Origin of the sequence: Mesorhizobium sp. M0018 (assembly GCF_040323955.1) — a bacterium.
Lineage (GTDB): Bacteria > Pseudomonadota > Alphaproteobacteria > Rhizobiales > Rhizobiaceae > Mesorhizobium.
In genome coordinates, this window is the sequence record NZ_JAMYVL010000069.1 from 1 (window position 1) to 2,071 (window position 2,071).

General features: G+C 55.8%; 3 protein-coding genes and 2 pseudogenes. 3 read left to right on the top strand and 2 right to left on the bottom strand.

Features of this window, described 5'->3' with window-relative positions; all coding sequences use genetic code 11:
• On the top strand, nucleotides 1-196 hold a 196-nt coding region (locus tag NKJ81_RS32420), incomplete at its 5' end, for a hypothetical protein (protein ID WP_352542969.1).
• Here the strand turns inward: NKJ81_RS32420 and NKJ81_RS32425 are convergent.
• Together NKJ81_RS32425 and NKJ81_RS32430 are read right to left on the bottom strand one after the other, a co-directional pair.
• Nucleotides 144-473: pseudogene (locus tag NKJ81_RS32425) on the bottom strand (IS110 family RNA-guided transposase); the annotation flags it as partial. The gene NKJ81_RS32420 and the pseudogene NKJ81_RS32425 sit on opposite strands and share 53 nt — an antisense overlap.
• 235 nt (nucleotides 474-708) lie before the next feature.
• Nucleotides 709-1,015: pseudogene (locus tag NKJ81_RS32430) on the bottom strand (transposase); the annotation flags it as partial.
• 44 nt (nucleotides 1,016-1,059) lie between these two features.
• Between NKJ81_RS32430 and NKJ81_RS32435 the strand changes: the two are divergent.
• A complete protein-coding gene (locus NKJ81_RS32435; protein ID WP_352542970.1) occupies nucleotides 1,060-1,215 on the top strand; it encodes a hypothetical protein in 156 nt (51 codons plus the stop codon).
• A gap of 470 nt (nucleotides 1,216-1,685) precedes the next feature.
• Nucleotides 1,686-2,071: ABC transporter substrate-binding protein (locus NKJ81_RS32440; protein ID WP_352542971.1), on the top strand; the 386-nt coding region annotated here is incomplete at its 3' end.

The window sequence follows — 2,071 nt, forward strand, 5'->3', positions numbered from 1 at the left end:
CCCAGACCCTCGAGCGCATCGCCAATGGCTGGCCAAACAGCGCTATCGAGGCGCTCATGCCTTGGAACTACCATCGCTGAACGGCATCAGCTACCCGCTTACGTTCTTACTGCGTGTTGGCAGCAGAACCGAGAGGCAAATGCACGGCGTTTTTGGCTTGTCAGCGTCTTCACATGCACTGGTCGATACAGATTGACCCGCATGATCTGGGCAATCACACGTGCATCATTGCGATCGCTTTTGTTCGGCTGCGCTTTCAGGAAGGCCTTCGTGTGCCCGGTTTCAATGCAAATGACAGGGAGCCCAGCTCGGCGAGGCCCTAAAGCAGCCATTGCGACAACGGGCCAGCTTCAAGGCCAATCCGCTCAATCTGCCACTGCGGATCCTTGAGAACCTCAATCAAGATCATCCGGATTGCTAACGACTTTCACTTCCCGGCTAATATTTGCTGTCGTATCAACAATACAGGCGATTGTCTATTCTGTGGTTGCCGCCCGTGGCGCAAGAATTTTCTAACTAAAATATGCGAGTGATCGAGTGCGGTCTTCTGTCAGGCCTTTAAATGCGGCATGTCAAAAGCCGTTGGCCGGTATGGTGATCTGCGGATCTGGTCGAATCTTTCAAACGAGCTCAAATGCTCAAGAGACTACACTGATTTTCCTGATCCAGATCTGTTCGATCACTTTGCCCATTCGGGTCGTCGCCTTCTTACTCCCTCGCTATCCGACGCCAAGCGGCAGTGGCATATCGATCTACGGCTGCCCGTGTCGGAACTCGATAATCCTCATTTTTTGTAAGCACGGCCCAAATCGTACGCGCCATTTTGTTCCGCTACAAGCATTCTTGGCTTTCGCGCGGCCATGCGCGCGAGCCATGAGCCTTCGGTGATCGATTTGCGGGTCAGCCAGGTCAGGCGCGACATCGCGCCAATGATTAGCAGTCGGCGGACATCAGCTTGGCCCGCCTTAGAAATGCGTCCGAGCCGCTCTTTTCCACCGGAGGAGAATTGGCGCGGGCCTGCTGCAGGGTCGCGTACTGTGCGGACGTGGCGGCACCCGCATGCGGGTTCACTATGAACATCCCGAATGGACGCTGCGTCCCTATTACATCTGCAACGAGGCCGTCTTGCGCCATGCTGCGCATTGCTACTCGAAGCCATGGCGCCAACCGCAATCGAAGTCGCATTGGCCGTGCAAGAGGAGATCGCGCTGTTGATTTCCACGCGGAAGTGACCCGGCTCACTTCCGCGTGAAATCAATACTCGGGGGTTACGAGTTTCCCCTTAGTCTTAGAATCAGTCTCTTATATAAAGTGTACCTGAAACCGCTCGGCTCTTCCCACGAGAATATCGCGACTCATCCGATAAGTTCAGCAGCTTACCGTCTAAGGATTGGCACAACACTAAGACTAGGCGGCGAGCGCGACATAGCTCCAGCCTTGCATAATCTATCAGGTCACCTGCCACGGAACCCATCGCGTATCCAGATGACGACCATACGAAAACTGAATTAGCAGACCGCTCGTCCGTTGGAGTATCCATAGCCACAGAGGATCACCATCGCTTGGTCGCCCGGGTTGAATCGCAAACGAGGCAGCAAAGATAATCCGCTCACTGACAACGATCAGAACATATCGCCTTGGAGGGCAAAAACCCGAACGAAATCGCTCAAAAAGGGGACTGAAAGATGCCGATCTCTCGACGCAATCTCTTTAAGGTGGGTATGGCCGCTGGAGCTGCTTTATCGATCCCTTCCGTCCAGCGGGCGCAGACATCACCGACTCCCGATCGGACGGTCCGCGTGGTGATAGAAAACCTCAGTGCGTTCGATCCGGTCGCTTCCGGGTCTGGCGGCACCGCCACCCATGCCTTCTTGGTATACGATACGCTGTTCGGCGTCGATTCCAAGTTTGTGCCGCATCCGCAGATGGTGGGCAAGTGGGACGTTTCCGACGACAAGAAGACCTATGCGTTCGAGCTCCGCGATGGTCTGGGGTGGCACGACGGCACCCCCGTCACTGCGGCGGACTGTGTGGCCTCGATCCGCCGCTGGGGCCAAGTGGCTCCTGGCGG

Coding starts and splice junctions, on each gene's coding strand:
- NKJ81_RS32435 (WP_352542970.1), top strand. CDS start 1,060: ATGCGGGTTCACTATGAACATCCCGAATGGACGCTGCGTCCCTATTAC.